This window comes from Spirosoma areae, from assembly GCF_054781775.1.
The window spans coordinates 46658-59429 of the sequence record NZ_BAAGTT010000026.1; the positions used below are offsets into that span (position 1 = coordinate 46658).

The 12772-nt window shown below is 52.8% G+C and carries 13 protein-coding genes; 7 read left to right on the plus strand and 6 right to left on the minus strand.

The window, feature by feature from the left end:
• Window positions 1-56: 56 nt before the first annotated feature.
• Window positions 57-977 (minus strand): ROK family protein, encoded by a 921-nt coding sequence (locus tag ACYVI1_RS13060; RefSeq protein WP_460910730.1) that lies wholly within the window; start codon window positions 975-977, stop codon window positions 57-59.
• A 279-nt stretch (window positions 978-1256) separates the two neighbouring features.
• Between ACYVI1_RS13060 and ACYVI1_RS13065 the strand changes: the two genes are divergently transcribed.
• The 3 genes from ACYVI1_RS13065 (at window position 1257) to ACYVI1_RS13075 (ending at window position 3695) form a co-directional block, all read left to right on the plus strand.
• Window positions 1257-2024, plus strand: a complete 768-nt coding sequence (locus tag ACYVI1_RS13065) for a class I SAM-dependent methyltransferase (protein ID WP_460911184.1) — start codon at window positions 1257-1259, stop codon at window positions 2022-2024.
• Between the two features lie 210 nt (window positions 2025-2234).
• Window positions 2235-2828 carry a TetR/AcrR family transcriptional regulator gene (locus tag ACYVI1_RS13070; protein WP_460910732.1) on the plus strand — a complete coding sequence of 198 codons (594 nt, stop codon included), beginning with the start codon at window positions 2235-2237 and terminating at the stop codon, window positions 2826-2828.
• A gap of 3 nt (window positions 2829-2831) precedes the next feature.
• Window positions 2832-3695, plus strand: a complete 864-nt coding sequence (locus ACYVI1_RS13075) for an SDR family oxidoreductase (RefSeq protein ID WP_460910735.1) — start codon at window positions 2832-2834, stop codon at window positions 3693-3695.
• A gap of 105 nt (window positions 3696-3800) precedes the next feature.
• On the opposite strand, the gene ACYVI1_RS13080 is transcribed toward ACYVI1_RS13075, so the two are convergent.
• The gene (locus ACYVI1_RS13080) at window positions 3801-6236 is read right to left on the minus strand and encodes an outer membrane beta-barrel protein (protein ID WP_460910737.1); all 2436 of its coding nucleotides are present in this window, start codon (window positions 6234-6236) and stop codon (window positions 3801-3803) included.
• A 192-nt stretch (window positions 6237-6428) separates the two neighbouring features.
• Here ACYVI1_RS13080 and ACYVI1_RS13085 point away from each other — a divergent pair, with 192 nt between their 5' ends.
• Together ACYVI1_RS13085 and ACYVI1_RS13090 are read left to right on the plus strand one after the other, a co-directional pair.
• Window positions 6429-6707 carry a type II toxin-antitoxin system RelE/ParE family toxin gene (locus tag ACYVI1_RS13085; RefSeq protein ID WP_460910740.1) on the plus strand — a complete coding sequence of 93 codons (279 nt, stop codon included), beginning with the start codon at window positions 6429-6431 and terminating at the stop codon, window positions 6705-6707.
• A gap of 14 nt (window positions 6708-6721) precedes the next feature.
• The gene (locus tag ACYVI1_RS13090) at window positions 6722-7033 is read left to right on the plus strand and encodes a HigA family addiction module antitoxin (protein WP_460910743.1); all 312 of its coding nucleotides are present in this window, start codon (window positions 6722-6724) and stop codon (window positions 7031-7033) included.
• A 39-nt stretch (window positions 7034-7072) separates the two neighbouring features.
• Here the strand turns inward: ACYVI1_RS13090 and ACYVI1_RS13095 are convergent, their stop codons facing one another.
• The 3 genes from ACYVI1_RS13095 to epsC form a co-directional block, all read right to left on the minus strand.
• Window positions 7073-7942: a YitT family protein gene (locus tag ACYVI1_RS13095; RefSeq protein WP_460910746.1), complete on the minus strand. Its 870-nt coding sequence runs from the start codon at window positions 7940-7942 to the stop codon at window positions 7073-7075.
• 118 nt (window positions 7943-8060) lie between these two features.
• Entirely contained in the window at window positions 8061-8969 is a 909-nt protein-coding gene (gene cysK / locus ACYVI1_RS13100) for a cysteine synthase A (protein WP_460910749.1), read from the minus strand.
• Between the two features lie 158 nt (window positions 8970-9127).
• Complete coding sequence (epsC, locus tag ACYVI1_RS13105) at window positions 9128-9973, minus strand: serine O-acetyltransferase EpsC (protein ID WP_460910752.1); 846 nt, start codon at window positions 9971-9973, stop codon at window positions 9128-9130.
• 183 nt (window positions 9974-10156) lie between these two features.
• Between epsC and ACYVI1_RS13110 the strand changes: the two genes are divergently transcribed.
• Complete coding sequence (locus ACYVI1_RS13110) at window positions 10157-11392, plus strand: PQQ-dependent sugar dehydrogenase (protein WP_460910755.1); 1236 nt, start codon at window positions 10157-10159, stop codon at window positions 11390-11392.
• Window positions 11393-11558: 166 nt separating this feature from the next.
• Window positions 11559-12059 (plus strand): methylated-DNA--[protein]-cysteine S-methyltransferase, encoded by a 501-nt coding sequence (locus ACYVI1_RS13115; RefSeq protein WP_460911186.1) that lies wholly within the window; start codon window positions 11559-11561, stop codon window positions 12057-12059.
• A 60-nt stretch (window positions 12060-12119) separates the two neighbouring features.
• On the opposite strand, the gene ACYVI1_RS13120 is transcribed toward ACYVI1_RS13115, so the two are convergent.
• Window positions 12120-12758: an autotransporter outer membrane beta-barrel domain-containing protein gene (locus tag ACYVI1_RS13120; protein ID WP_460910757.1), complete on the minus strand. Its 639-nt coding sequence runs from the start codon at window positions 12756-12758 to the stop codon at window positions 12120-12122.
• Window positions 12759-12772: the final 14 nt, after the last annotated feature.

Here is a 12772-nt window from a genome sequence, read left to right on the forward strand (position 1 = left end):
CGCCAGGGGCGCGGAGCAGGGGTAAGCGTTTCTACCCTGCTCCGCGCTCCACGCTTTTATAACATCGCTGCCCCAAACACGCCCGCGCTATCCCCTAATTTGGGTTTCAGAAAGGGCGTGTTCAGTTCCCGGCTGTTGAACACGTATTTTTTCGCCCGTTCCACACCTTCCGTATACAACAGGTCGACATTGCCAACGCCCCCGCCCAGCACAATGGCGTCGGGGTCGAGAATGTTTACGATGACCGAGATGGCCCGGCCAAAGTATTCCAGCAGCCGGTCGACAGTTTGGTTGGCTACTACGTCGTTACCCTGCCGATAGCGATCCATAATTTCCCGCATTGTTCGCTCTTCGCCACTGTGCTGTTGATAGTACTGTTGCAGGGCCGGACCTGAAATAACCTGCTCGTTGCAGCCCTGCTTGCCGCAGTAGCAGGGCGGGCCGTTTTCTTCCAGAATATTATGGCCCCATTCGCCCCCAATACCCTGAAAGCCGTTCAGCACAAAGGGGAGTCCGTCTTTGCCCTTCACTACAACGCCCCCACCAACGCCCGTACCCATAATTACGCCAAAAACAGTCTGATAATCAGGTACTACATCGGGTACAATGCCCATTGTCGCTTCGGCGAGGGCGAAACAGTTGGCATCATTCGCTACTTCGACGGGTACGTTCAGCAACCGGGCGAGGTCCTGTTTCATGGGTTTGCCATTTAGCACCGTCGTGTTGCAGTTTTTCATGGTCTGCCGGGCCGGATCGAAGGTACCGGGCGTTCCGAAACCAATCCGGCCAGGCGTGAGACCCGTTTCGGCTTTGAGCATGTCGATCAGCCGGATGATCTGGCTCAGGATGTGGTCGTAACCTTTTTCGGCTTCGGTATCAATACGTTTGCGGATGAGGACAGCATCAGGCGAAGGAGCAGACAGTACAACGCCTTCAATTTTAGTGCCGCCCAGGTCAATACCCCAATAAGTTTGCATGAATAGATGTACGATTTAAGCGATGGTCCGCCGTTGCGGTACGAATTACGATTTAAACGAATACAAATGTAGCTTTGCCCAGCAAATCATATAGCGTAATCGCCCCGGCGACCCAGTCATCAATCAGACATCATGGTAACTCCCGGCCAGAAAACCCCCAATAGTGCTTGAAAATACTGGTGAGGTTCCTGATTTTCAGGCCATCGTTTCAATTATGAATGATGAATTTGGCTGATGCGTGAATTTATCATTCATAATTTATCATTCATCATTCACAACATGGCCTGGTATCACAACTTCTTTTACGGGTTGCCACAGAATGCGTGGAAAGCCGCCCAAACGGATGAGCAAACGCAACTCGACCTTGAACTGCTCGTAGAAACCCTGGAGTTTGGCCCCGGCGACCGGCTGCTGGATGTCTTCTGCGGTTATGGCCGGCACGCGCTCCCTCTTGCCCGAATGGGTGCGCGGGTGACGGGTGTAGACATTTCAGACGAATACATCGCTGAAATTCAGACGATTGCTGATAAAGAAAAATTGCCGGTAATCGCCTGTGTCGATGATTTTCTGACGATGCCTGAAGCCAGCGTAGGGGCCGATGCATCGTTCGACGCGGGGTATTGCCTGGGCAATAGTTTTAGTTTCTTCCCCCGGCCCGACATGCTGCTATTTTTGTCGCGCATTGCCAGACTGCTCAAGCCGGGTGGTCGATTTCTGGCGCACTCGGAGATGGTAGCCGAGTCGGTCCTGCCCGATTACCAGGCGCGTAGCTGGCAACCCGTTGGTGGAGCCGATGAGGAGCCGCTCTTGTTTCTGGTCGAAAATGAATACTTCCCAGTGGATAGCCGAATCGAGTCGCACCTGACTTACGTGAAACAAGGGAAGATTGAGACCCGCCTGGCGCAGCACTATGTCTTTACACTGGCCGAACTGGGGCAGTTGTTTACGGAAGCAGGTTTGCAGATTATAGCCGCTTATGGAACAATCGACGGAGAGCCTTATGCGTTGGGCGACGAAGCGGTGTGGCTTGTGGCTCAAAGAAAATAGGCTTGATCGTCAGGTGGTTAGTATATCAGTAACTGGTTCTAAGTCTATCGATCTGGGTATAATAATCTGTCTGTCAGGTAATTATGTAGTCTGTTACCGATGAAGTTTTAATTTTTCCATAATTTTTTTGCCCGGCTCCCGGAAATTCAACATAAATCCGTAGTTTTCAGTCAGTTTAACACCGTTAACTGTCGACTTGTAACCTGCTCTATGGAAGTACTTGAACGAAAGCCGCGTAATCGTGAGCAAACCCGATCCGGCATTCTGGTAACCGCAAAATCTATTGCCCGCCGGGAAGGCTGGCAAGCCGTTTCGATTCGTAAAATCGCCGATGCGATTGAGTATAGCGCCCCTATCGTTTATGAATATTTCGACAGCAAAGATGTGTTGCTGGACGAAATCAGGAATGAGGGATTCCGTCATCTGCTTCAGGAGTATAACCGCATCCTGAAACTTTACCGCGACCCTGAAAAACGACTTTATGAAATCTCGCTGATTCAGTGGGTATTAGCCCGGCAACAGCCCGAGATTTATCAGGTAATGTATAACCTCGACGGGGCCTATTGCACCCTGCCGGTTTACCAGTCGGAGTCGATGCAGGCAGTTAGCAAAATTGTGAGTGAGACGATCTTCTCGTTTATTCCCAAGTCGAAGGATAGCATCAAACGGCTGTTTTTTCAGTGGTGGTCCGTCTCGCACGGAATGATTATGCTGGCTATGCTGCTCAAAGATGAACAACCCCTCGACCAGTCGGAGCAAATTTACTGCGAAACCATGCGCCGGTTTATCCGCGATCTGCGCTAATTCATGCGTATTGCCATTATCGGGGCAACCGGCATGCTCGGTCATCCGGTCGCGCATGAACTGCTCAACGCTGGTTTTTCCATTCGCATCATCGCCCGCGACGTAGTCAAAACGCGGGCGATGTTTCCGACTGTCGACGTTATGGCGGGCGATGTACGCGACCAGCCTGGTTTGGTCCATGCGCTACAGAATATCGATACGGTCTACCTCAACCTGTCTATCAGACAGGACGAAAAACCTACTGATTTCCATATCGAAGCCGAAGGCCTGACGAATATTCTCGAAGCCGCTCAGCAGGCGGACGTCCGCCGAATTGCCTATTTATCATCGCTTGTCATGCGCTATCAGGGCATGAATGGTTTTCGATGGTGGGCGTTCGAGATCAAGCAGGAAGCCGTTCGGCTCATTAAAGCATCCGGCATCCCTTACAGTATTTTTTATCCCTCCTGCTTTATGGATTCACTGGCGGAAACGCAGCGAATGGGGCGGTTTATCCTGCTGGTCGGGCGGTCTGCCGTGAAACCCTGGTACGTGTCGGCGCACGACTACGGCAAACAGGTAGCGCGGGCGTTTCAACTGGCTCAGGCCGGTCAGTGTCAGGAGTACGTGATTCAAGGGCCGGAAGCCATCACCCAGCACGAAGCCGCCGACCGGTTTGTGGCTGCATACGCCAACGAGAAACTATCCGTACTGACAACTCCGCCCTTCCTGATGAAACTCGGTCGCCCGTTTTCGGCGCAGGCCGATTATGGCTGGCACATCACCGAAGCCCTCAACAACTACCCCGAATCGTTCGAAGCCGAACAAACCTGGGCCGATTTGGGGAAGCCCGAAACAACAATCGAGCAGTTTGCCACCAACATCTAACCGCACTGGGGTATAAGACAAGTTTTTACGACAGGATTACAGGATTTTCACGCAAATAAAATCCTGTAATCCTGTCGTAAAAATCAACGTGCCCTACAGCCAGCACTACGCGCCCCCGGCCCGGCGTTTTTCGTCCTCAGCACCGCCCGTGCGCCGACGAGACGGGCTAACCGTGTCGCTGCCAAAGCGGTATGAAAACGAGGCCGTAGCCACCCGCGTATCCTGCCGCTGGTAGAACTGTTCAACGTAATTGGTATAGTTCGAGCTGGCCCGTAACGGACTGGTGTAGAACACATCCGTCAGGTTCAATTTTAACGTGCCTTTCTTGTTCCAGACGCTTTTTTGCAGGCCCACATTAAGCTGACCCAACGGCTGAATATCCAGAAAACCATACAACTGCCGCGATTGGTAATTCCCCGTCAAATCGGCGGTCCAGCCCCGGCCCAGGGTGAACGTGTTGGTGCTGTTGATGGTGTACGCAGGCAGGCCTTCGTTCAGCGACGTACCCGCCAAATCGCCCACGAACCGGTTGTAAAAGGCCACCAGATTATTGTCCATTGTCCACCAGGTGGCGGGTTGCACCGGAATGGTGAGCGTCAGGGCGTAATAATCCTGGCGGGTCAGGTTCTGAAACGTCGACACGACCTGCCGATTGCCTTCTGGCGCCGGTTGCACCACGCTGATGATGGGCTGGTCGGTACGGCTATAGCTAATTGACGTGATGAATTTCTGGTTGAAGGTGTGTGTCAGTTCGATGTTGTAACTCGATTGCGGAAACAGCGACGGATTGCCTGAGAAGTACGTCGTCGCATCGACATAAGCCCGGAACGGGTTAAGCTGGTTGTAGGTCGGGCGGTCGATCCGGCGGCTGAGCGATACACTCAACTCGTGCGTTTTCGACAACGTCTGCTTGACGAAAACGCTGGGAAACAGTTGAAAATAGTTGCGTTCAAAACTATCATTACCAATCACCTGAACCCCTTTGGCGTTGGTTTGTTCGCCCCGCAACCCCGCCTGAATGGTCAGTTTGTTAATTGTTTTGTTTAGGTTAATGTAAACGGCATTGATATTCTCGTCGTACTGAAACTGGTTGGTTTTGCCCGTATCGACCACACTCCTGCCTTCGCTGATGTTGGTAAACAGCACATTGTTGTCGGCATGAACCCAGCTAACCTTAAAACCGCCTTCCAGCCGGGTTTTATTCGGCGTCGTATGCAGGTAATCGGCTTTGAACGAACGGATATTGAGTATACCGTCCAGGTTGCCCGCCAGCGTAGTTGAGGGACGAACCGGAAGGGTGAAAAATGTCTCCAGATTTTGCAGCCGGTGGGTTTCGTAGTGAGCGAAATCAGCATCGGCGGTAAGTTCCCGACGCCCGGTCGAATCGAAACTGTGTTTCAGATTCAGGTTAATAGCCTGGTTGGGTATGGACAGGTTCCGGCGGTTTGCGGACTGATAGTCCAATTGGAGTTGCCCGATTGAATCGAACGTTCGGGTACTATTAGGAATGTGGGCTTCGGCGTCCATCGCAAAACCATTCATAACCGCGCCCAGCAGCGTTCGTTTCGAGAGGGTGTAGTCGAAGCCAACGCGGTAGGTGTTGGCAATGTAGCGTGTTTTGCCCTGGTTATCCTGGTCGCTGCTGCCCGTGAACTGCCCTGCCTGGTAGAAATCCCGGTGTAGTCTGAGCTGGGTGTACACGTTCCGGTCGCTGTAGTTGTAACTGCCGAACAGGTTCAGGTTTTTGTGCCGATGATTCAGCGAGAGGCCACCGGTCAGTTTGCCGTATCGCCCATAGCCATAACTGGCATTTACGCTGCCATTCGTGCCCTGCCGACCGTCTTTTTTGAGTTTAATGTCGATAATGCCCGCGCTGCCAGCCGCATCGTATTTGGCGGGCGGGTTGGTGATCAATTCAATCTTTTCGATTGAATTGGCGGGCATGGCCCGGAGCATATCGGCCAGCTCAGAGCCGGTCATGGGCACGCGCTTACCGTCGATGAGCACCAGAACCCCCTGTTTGCCCCGCAGGGCCAGGTTATCGTTCTGGTCGACGGTCACGCCGGGCGAACGACTCAGCATCTCCAGCGACGTAGCCCCCGCGCTGAGCGGGCTACTGCCAACATTCACCACAATCCGGTCGGCTTCCCGCTCAAAGAGGGGCTTGCTGGCCTGAACGGTCACCTCCTTCAACTGGGTTTTGCGGCTGGGTTTTAGCAGAAGAGGAGGCAGCGTCTGGTCGGATAAAGCGACGACAAATGGGGCCGTTTGCACCCGCTCGAAGCCAACCTGCGACGCCGAAACAAAATAGCGGCCTTCTGGTAACTGATCAAACCGGAACAACCCACCCGCATCGCTGAACTCGGTTTTGATGACGACCGAATCAGCCGCCCGGTGCAGGGCAACGGTCGCAAACTCAATGGTTGTGCCGGTCACGTCGCGCACGGTTCCCGAAAGAATAGGGCCGGGTTTGGCGAAGGTGGGATGAATTATCGCTGATAAGCTAACGAAGAGAAAAAATGTGCGTAGCAGACACGTCATACCGACTTGCGTTTAGGTGCTAAAAACGGAATTTGCCGTAAAGACGCAGCCGTCCGGCTACAGCACAGCATTTCTCCATAAACGGCCTAAAACGGGTATCATCGGGGGAGGGCTTCGGAAAAAAGGACGGGATATTTCCGTCCTTTTTCTTTTTATCCTGTAATGTGTAATATTACACGCTACAGGCGTGTTATGATTCTGAATTTCCGGCACAAAGGTTTGCAGCAGTATTACGAGGAGGGCAATAGCTCGAAGCTCCCCGCGCAGTACTTACGCAAGATCAATCGAGTTATAGATCAGTTAGAGGCTGTTACATCCATCAGCGACATTCAGCAAATGGGGTCAGGGATTCACAAATTGACGGACGATATGACGAACTTTTGGTCGATCACCGTTACGCCGAATTATCGGATCATTTTCCGGTTCGAGAGCGGAGACATTTACGACGTGGATTACGTCGATTATCATTAAGAAAAGGACAAACAATGAAGCGTACTTTAGCCCCCGTGCATCCCGGCGAGATTTTGCGGGAAGAATACATTCAGGAACGCGGTTTGACAATTACCGAAGTAGCGAAGGGTTTAGGCATTGCCCGCGCCAATCTGTCGGCCATTGTGAACGAACGCGCGGGCATCAGCCCGGAATTGGCCGTGAAACTGTCGGAGGCCTTTGGCAATACTGCCCAGTTTTGGGTAAATCTGCAAAAAAATTACGAGCTGTGGCACGCTGAAAAGAAGGTGAACCGTTCAGTGATTCAGCATTTTGGCTGCTCAGAATCTAAAATGCAAACGGCCTAAAGCAGGCTTAAATGCCATAGCTAATAAATCATTCAGCATTTAATGCATCGGCAGGCTTTTCACTTTGCCACCCGCCACATCATCGACGCTGTGCTGGATGATAAACGCGTTGGCGTCTATCTCAGACACGATAGTGCGTAGTCGGCTGATTTCCAGCCGCGTGACAACGGTATAAAGTACGCATTCAATATCCTGATGACTACCGTGCTTGCCGTAGCCACCCGCTCCCTTTAACACACTGATTCCCCAGCCCTGTTCAATGATTCGTTGCTGAATGGGTTCGTGATGCTTCGAAATTATCAGGACGGCGGTGTATTCCTCAATACCGTGAATAATAAAATCGACCGTTTTCGACGCGGCAAAGTAGGTAATCATGGAGTACAGGGCCGGGTTAATGCCCAGAAAGAAAGCGGCAGCCCCAAAAATAAGGACGTTAAGCACCAGAATAACATCGCTGACTTTCAGAATTGGACTGCTCCGGCTAATGAGCAGTGCGGCAATCTCAGTACCATCCAGCACGGCGCCACCCCGCATCGCTAAGCCGATGCCAGCCCCGATGAAAAAACCGCCGAATACGGCCGTCAGCAGCAAATCTGGTGTGACATCGGGGTAGGGAACAACAGCCAGGCTAAGGGAAAGACCCGCAATGGCCAGCGTACTTTTAAACGCAAATTGCCGCCCAAACTGCCGGTAGCCCAACGCAATAAAGGGGAGGTTAATCAACAGCAGCCAGATAGGCAGTGGAATGTTGACAAGCGTGGCCAGCAGCATCGAAACGCCCGTGACACCCCCGTCGATAAAATGGCTCGATGTCAGAAACCCCTTAATCCCAAACCCGGCGCTCAGCACCCCGGCAACGATGAAAATCGTATCTTTTACCGTGCGAAAAACAGGCGATTGACGGGTCATGGAATTAGTAGGGTAGGTGAAGTACCTGGAGCAGGGTGCCGGGAGCACGGAGCAGGGAATAGCTGTGCGTTTTTTAGGTTGGAATCTCTACTCTGTGCTCCCGGCACCCTGCTCCTCACTAATACAACCCTTCTATCGACAGATACCGCTCGCCCGTGTCGTAGCAGAAGGTCAGTATCCGGCTGCCGGGAGCAAGACCGGGAAGTTTTTTGGCAACCGCTGCCAGCGATGCCCCCGACGAAACGCCCACAAACGTGCCTTCTTCCTTCGCCGACCGTCGGGCCATATCATAGGCTTCGTCTTTACTGACCTGAATAACACCATCCAGCACGTCGGTATGCAGGTTTTGTGGAATAAACCCCGCGCCAATGCCCTGAATTGGGTGTGGCCCCGGTGCCCCCCCGCTAATGACCGGCGACAACTCCGGCTCAACGGCATAGACTTTCAAGTTCGGAAATTTTTGTTTCAGCACTTGCCCAACCGCCGTAATATGGCCCCCCGTGCCAACGCCCGTAATCAGAACGTCGAAGCCATCGGGAAAGTCGGCCAGAATTTCCTCCGCCGTTGTCCGAACGTGAACATCAATGTTAGCCGGGTTCTCGAACTGTTGGGGCATCCAGGCGCCGGGCGTTTGGGCAACTAATTCGTGGGCGCGTTCGATGGCCCCTTTCATGCCTTTCTCGCGGGGTGTCAGGTCGAATTCAGCCCCATAAGCCGCCATAATTTTGCGCCGTTCAATGCTCATGGACTCGGGCATGACCAGGATGATTTTGTAGCCCTTCACAGCCGCCACCATCGCCAGACCAATGCCCGTATTGCCCGATGTTGGCTCAATGATGGTGCTGTCGGATGTGAGTAGTCCTTGTGTTTCAGCCGCTTCGATCATCGCCAGGGCGATGCGGTCTTTAATGCTCGCGCCGGGATTGGCCCGCTCAAGTTTGGTCCAGACTTCATACCCCGGAAACAGGCGATTGATTCGCACATGGGGCGTATTGCCAATGGTATCGAGGATGTTGGGGGCTTTCATAAAAAAGAGTAAAGGAGGGAGGAGGGCAAGGAAGTCTATATTCCTTTTCTCCTCTTTAGAGGTTGTTTGAATTTCTAAAGTTTGACGTTACTCCCCGTCGCTGTGAGGACACAGCGACGGGGAGCCGGGCACTAATTTGTAGAGATATAGACAGTCTTTTAAATAACAAAATTGATGGGTTCGAGGGATTCCAGCGATTTTAGCCGAACGTCGGTTTGGTGCTGATTGAACACTAAGGAATGCGCTTCGACACTGGTCGTTAGCCAGACGTTGCCACCAATAACCGAATCGTGACCAACCGTGGTGTAGCCACCCAGAATGGTCGCGTTGGCGTAGATAACGACGTTGTTTTCGATGGTTGGGTGTCGCTTTTTCTGGGCCATCGACTTAGCCACGTGCGTAGCGCCGAGGGTGACGCCCTGGTAAATCTTCACGTTATCGCCAATGACCGTTGTCTCGCCGACCACAACGCCGGTGCCGTGGTCGATGAAAAACGACCGGCCAATCTGCGCCCCCGGATGAATGTCGATACCCGTCAGGCTGTGTGCATGTTCGGTCAGCATTCGGGGAAGGAGCGGCACGTTTTGTTTCAGCAATTCGTGGGCAATTCGATATACGGCAATGGCGTAGAAACCCGGATACACGGCCACAACCTCCTCAATGCCAACGGCTGCCGGGTCGTTGTCGGCAATGGCGTGAGCATCGAACAGCAAACTGTCGTAGATGGCTGGTAGCTGGTCAAAAAAACGCTCGGTGATTTCGGCCGGGCTGTCGGCCAGGTTATTCTCTAATGGGTGCAGCAGACAAATAAGCTGCTCATGCAGATTTTGATACGTTTCTTCCACGTGCTGCGAGATTGACTTACAATCCTGCGTGACAGGAAATAACAGCCGCATCAACTGGTCGATAAACCGTCCGGCATCTGGACGCGAGGGGAGTTTGTAGCGGTAACGCGCCCGCTGATTGTGCAAATGGTCGAGGAATGTACTGGTACTGGTGGTCATGACGTTAGTAATTGAGTGGAATCTATGCCCCGTTCTGTGGAATGACTACACCGACGTGGCAGGTGGTTATTAAGGAAGTCAATTCCGTAATCACCTAAATTCTCTGATTTCGGAACAAAATGTGGGCCGCAAAGTTCGGCAACAACATCTGGAACCTAATTTGTAACGTAAAAAAAGAAACAAATGGAGCGAATCGTCATGTTTAGCAAAGCGGTGTTTGCGTTTATTATTTCCCTGACGGCCACGTCGGGTGTTGCCTGGATGCTGGCCGCAGCCTGTCAACCTGCCCAACAGACCGATATCGTAGGTCTGGATTCTGTCGGCACCGGAAACTCAGCCGCCCTGAAGGTTGTCAACGCCTATCCTAAACTCAAGTTTGAGTCGCCGGTGGAGTACACTCATGCCAATGACGGCACCAACCGGGTGTTTGTTATTGAGCAGGAAGGCCGCATTCGGGTGTTCGAGAATGATGCCAATGCTTCATCTGCCGGGACGTACCTGAACATTCAGAGTAAAGTGGCGTCAGGGGGCGAAATGGGCCTGCTGGGGCTGGCGTTTCACCCCAATTTTAAGCAGAATGGCTTTTTCTACGTCAACTATACCAAATCGAACCCCCGCGAAACCGTTGTGAGCCGCTTCAAAGCATCGTCGGCATCTGCCTCAGAAGTTGACCCCGGCTCGGAAGTGGTCCTGTTTAAATTTGAGCAACCTTACTCGAATCATAACGGCGGAAAAATCCTGTTCGGACCCGATGGCTATCTGTACGTTGCTACGGGTGATGGCGGTAGTGGGGGCGACCCGCAGAACAACGGTCAGAACCGCAGTAGCTGGCTGGGTAAAATCCTGCGTGTGGATGTGAACAGCACCGGAAAAGGGAATTATGGCATCCCCGCCGATAACCCTTACAAAGGAAGTACGAGCGGCTACCGCGAAGAGATTTTTGCCTATGGATTACGCAATCCCTGGCGCGTCAGCTTCGATGAACAAGGCCGCTTGTGGGCGGGCGATGTCGGTCAGAACAAAATTGAAGAGGTAGACATCATCACCAAAGGGGGTAATTATGGCTGGCGGGTCAGGGAAGCTAACGCCGATTTTAACGCCAAAGACAACAATGTTAATCCGGCGGATTTGATTGATCCTGTCTGGCAGTACACGCACGACAAGGGCGACGTATCCATCACCGGCGGGATTGTGTATCGTGGCCCGGCGAACCCATCCTTGCGGGGCAAATACGTGTATGCCGATTATGCCAGTGGGCGGGTGTGGGCCTTAGCCATGAACGGCAGTAAAGCTGCGGGCAATCAGGAAGTCGTTGCCGGAGCCGGTTCGATTTCGGCCTTTGGCGAAGACCAGAAAAACGAGCTGTACCTCTGCGATCATGGCGGGGGACGAATTCTTCGATTGACAGGGGGAAATTGATTTTTGTCGATTTTATCAATCCGACGAAAGGAGGAATCTTAAAGTTTCCTGACTCATACATTGGGAAACTTTAAGATTCCTCCTTTCGTCGGATTGATACAAAAAAGCCTGCTGCTTCGTTAGCGGGCTTTTTTGTATCTTGGGAGCACATTCTGCAACCTCAATGATTACGACCACCTTCCTCGACTCCCCGCTCGGCATCGTTCGTATTGCTGGCGACAATGCGGGCGTTTCAGTCATCTCCTGCACCGATATTCCGCCCTACGAGGAATTTTTGACCATACACCCCGATGACCTTGCCGGGCCGGTTCAGGTAGCGGTTGGGCAATTGCAGGAGTACTTTTCGGGCGAACGGCAAATCTTTGACTTTCCACTGAACCCATCGGGAACAACCTTCCAGCAAACGGTTTGGCGAGCCTTACTCGATGTGACTTTTGGTACAACGCTGTCCTATCTGACCCTGACCCGGCGCATTGGCGATGAGAAAGCCATTCGGGCGGTAGCGGCTGCCAATGGCCGGAATCCGCTCTGGATTGTGGTGCCTTGTCATCGCATCATCGGTTCTGATGGGTCCCTGACGGGCTATGCCGGTGGATTGTGGCGAAAAAAATGGCTGCTGGAACATGAAGGCGCTTTCGCCCGGTCGGGTCAGTTAGCGTTGTTTTAAATGTGCTTGTGGTGTCGGACGGTCGCCCGCTGGCGTTCTCAAACCCGACACCACAATCACTTAAAATAACTCACTCAAGTACACCACCACGCCCGCAGAGATGCGGAACGCCATAACGTCGGCCTTGTCGCCGGTGTTGAAACCGTTTACCGAAACGGGCGATTTGGCCCCGGCCTGCAGGCTTCCACTCAGGGTTATGGCAACAGGTAGGGCGACATAATAACTAAGGCCCGCCCCGATGTGTACGGCTCCACCCTTGAACAAAAGATTGTCGCGTCCGCCGTTCTGGTTAAGTACCTGATCGGCTTTGCCCGTCTGATACGCGTAGCCCACTTCGGCAAACGGGCGAAGGGCCTGGGTCGTTGTCGAAAAATTAAACCGCACGCCCGCTGTCGCGTGCGAAAAATGAAACGACTGGGCGGCTACCGGCGTTGCCTTCAGCGGGGTAAAGTCATATTGGGCAAACACGTCGAATCGCTGGTTGAAACCGTACCCCACCCGGCCACTAATGCCGAGGCCACTGCCCGAACGCTCGTCTAAAAATTGAAAATAATCCGACGACCAGCTCATATAATGCCCCTGTAGGCCCAGGCTGAGGCCTTCTGTCGTGGATTGCTGGCGGATAGTTTGCGCCCTCAGGCTGCCTGATGCCAGCACACCCGCAAGTAGAAATAGGAAAGTAAATTGACAATAGCGCATGACAAGTGTGATGT

What these genes read in the sequence shown, in the direction of transcription:
- ACYVI1_RS13065 (WP_460911184.1), top strand. Translation starts at nt 1,257, where the DNA reads ATGGCCTGGTATCACAACTTCTTTTACGGGTTGCCACAGAATGCGTGG.
- ACYVI1_RS13080 (WP_460910737.1), bottom strand. Translation starts at nt 6,236, where the DNA reads ATGACGTGTCTGCTACGCACATTTTTTCTCTTCGTTAGCTTATCAGCG.
- cysK (WP_460910749.1), bottom strand. Translation starts at nt 8,969, where the DNA reads ATGAAAGCCCCCAACATCCTCGATACCATTGGCAATACGCCCCATGTG.
- ACYVI1_RS13120 (WP_460910757.1), bottom strand. Translation starts at nt 12,758, where the DNA reads ATGCGCTATTGTCAATTTACTTTCCTATTTCTACTTGCGGGTGTGCTG.
- ACYVI1_RS13060 (WP_460910730.1), bottom strand. Translation starts at nt 977, where the DNA reads ATGCAAACTTATTGGGGTATTGACCTGGGCGGCACTAAAATTGAAGGC.
- ACYVI1_RS13085 (WP_460910740.1), top strand. Translation starts at nt 6,429, where the DNA reads ATGATTCTGAATTTCCGGCACAAAGGTTTGCAGCAGTATTACGAGGAG.
- ACYVI1_RS13110 (WP_460910755.1), top strand. Translation starts at nt 10,157, where the DNA reads ATGGAGCGAATCGTCATGTTTAGCAAAGCGGTGTTTGCGTTTATTATT.
- epsC (WP_460910752.1), bottom strand. Translation starts at nt 9,973, where the DNA reads ATGACCACCAGTACCAGTACATTCCTCGACCATTTGCACAATCAGCGG.
- ACYVI1_RS13070 (WP_460910732.1), top strand. Translation starts at nt 2,235, where the DNA reads ATGGAAGTACTTGAACGAAAGCCGCGTAATCGTGAGCAAACCCGATCC.
- ACYVI1_RS13075 (WP_460910735.1), top strand. Translation starts at nt 2,832, where the DNA reads ATGCGTATTGCCATTATCGGGGCAACCGGCATGCTCGGTCATCCGGTC.
- ACYVI1_RS13095 (WP_460910746.1), bottom strand. Translation starts at nt 7,942, where the DNA reads ATGACCCGTCAATCGCCTGTTTTTCGCACGGTAAAAGATACGATTTTC.
- ACYVI1_RS13090 (WP_460910743.1), top strand. Translation starts at nt 6,722, where the DNA reads ATGAAGCGTACTTTAGCCCCCGTGCATCCCGGCGAGATTTTGCGGGAA.